A 1,752-nucleotide genomic window follows, 5' to 3' on the forward strand; every position below is an offset into this window, starting at 1 on the left:
AACACGATAGAAACGCTCCGTAAGTCGATGCAAGTGTTGTGGTTCGATACCGTCTCCAGTGTCTGACACATCCAAACACGCGCCTTGACTGGTTTGGTACCAACGAACCTTTACGGTCGCACCAGGCGGCGTGTATTTCACTGCATTGTAAACCAGATTCGATATTGCACTTCTCAGCTGATCTTCATCCGCTAATACGCGTAAACTCTTATCGATATCAAATTTCAGCTTGTGTTCTCGCTCTCCACTGAGACTAGCGGCTTCTTTTTCAAGAACTTCCAACATCGCCGGAACATTCACCACTTCATCCAATTCATGCATTGGCGCCGCTTCTATCTTAGAAAGAGTAAGAAGCTGATTGACCAAACTGTTCATACGATTTAACTGCTCAGTCATCACACCATGAGCCTTAGGCCACATAGGTCCAACGACCATGTCTGGATCTTCCGTCATTTCAAGATAGCCCTGAAGTACGGTCATTGGAGTGCGTAGCTCGTGAGAAACGTTAGCGAAAAAGTTACGACGCATGCCTTCTAGCTGTTTTAGCTGAGTAACATCACGTACTACCATGAGGTGTTCGCCCTCGGTATACGGTACGATACGAAGCTCAAGCATGCGCTCCACATTAAGTGGCGAAGGCATCTCTAACGGCTCTGAGAAATCTTGTTTATTAAGGTACTTGATGAAGTCCGGCGTGCGGATCAAGTTAGAGATGGGTTGGCCTGAATCGTCTGGCCAGCGAAAACCCAGTAAATACTGAGCAAGCTTGTTGCACCAAACAATATTGCCTTCACCGCGAAACACCACAACGGCATCGGGAAGGGATTCAGCACCGTTTCTGAAACGGCGGATAAGGTTGGTCAATTCTTTGCGCTTACGACGCTGTCTCTGCTGCATACGATAGATACCATTAAACAGAGACTCCCAGTTTCCAGAACCTGAAGGGGGTGTTAACCGCTTTTCATCCCACAACCAAGCAGACAAACGCATTTGATAGTGTAGATGCCATGCTAACTGTAATACTGTTGCAGCCAGCAATAACCAAGGTAAATAACCGAATATCCATCCGACTATAATCCAAGGTGCGTAAAAAAAAGCCAGCTCCCAAGCCAGCTTTTTCCAGGTTAACTTCTCAACCATTCAGGACTCCATAAACTGGGCAGTGAAGCCACGTTAAGCCTTTGTAGAAAAACGGTAGCCTGCGCCGCGAACCGTTTGAATTAATTTGTCATGACCAGCAGATTCAAGTGCTTTGCGTAAACGTCGAATATGAACATCAACCGTACGATCTTCAACGTAAACGTTGGTACCCCAAACGTTATTGAGCAGTTGCTCTCGACTGTATACTCGCTCTTGGTGAGTCATAAAAAAATGCAGCATTTTGAATTCGGTTGGGCCCATATCAACTGGACCTTCACTTGCGGTAACGCGGTGAGATACAGGGTCTAGCTTAAGGCCTTGTACATCAATCACATCTTCTAGTGCAGTAGGCGTTACACGGCGGATAACCGCTTTCAGGCGAGCAACGAGCTCTTTTGGTGAAAATGGCTTGGTGATGTAATCATCAGCGCCCACTTCTAAACCTCGCACCTTATCTTCTTCTTCGCCACGAGCCGTCAGCATCACCACTGGGATGTTGCGAGTTAACTCTTCACGCTTCATGTGCTTGATAAAGTTTATCCCGCTACCACCAGGTAGCATCCAATCTAGTAATACTAGATCTGGGAAAGGTTCACATAGCTTGTTTACCGC

General features: G+C 46.7%; 2 protein-coding genes. Both read right to left on the reverse strand.

Annotation, left to right across the window (positions count from 1 at the left end):
• Positions 1-1,140, reverse strand: a 1,140-nt coding sequence (gene phoR / locus AB4653_RS22130) for a phosphate regulon sensor histidine kinase PhoR (protein ID WP_372105357.1), incomplete at its 3' end; no start/stop codon positions are given.
• A 33-nt stretch (positions 1,141-1,173) separates the two neighbouring features.
• Positions 1,174-1,752: phosphate regulon transcriptional regulator PhoB (gene phoB / locus AB4653_RS22135; RefSeq protein ID WP_372105358.1), on the reverse strand; the 579-nt coding region annotated here is incomplete at its 5' end.

This window comes from Vibrio sp. 10N.222.48.A3 (assembly GCF_041475345.1).
GTDB classification, from domain to species: Bacteria; Pseudomonadota; Gammaproteobacteria; order Enterobacterales; family Vibrionaceae; genus Vibrio; species Vibrio tasmaniensis_A.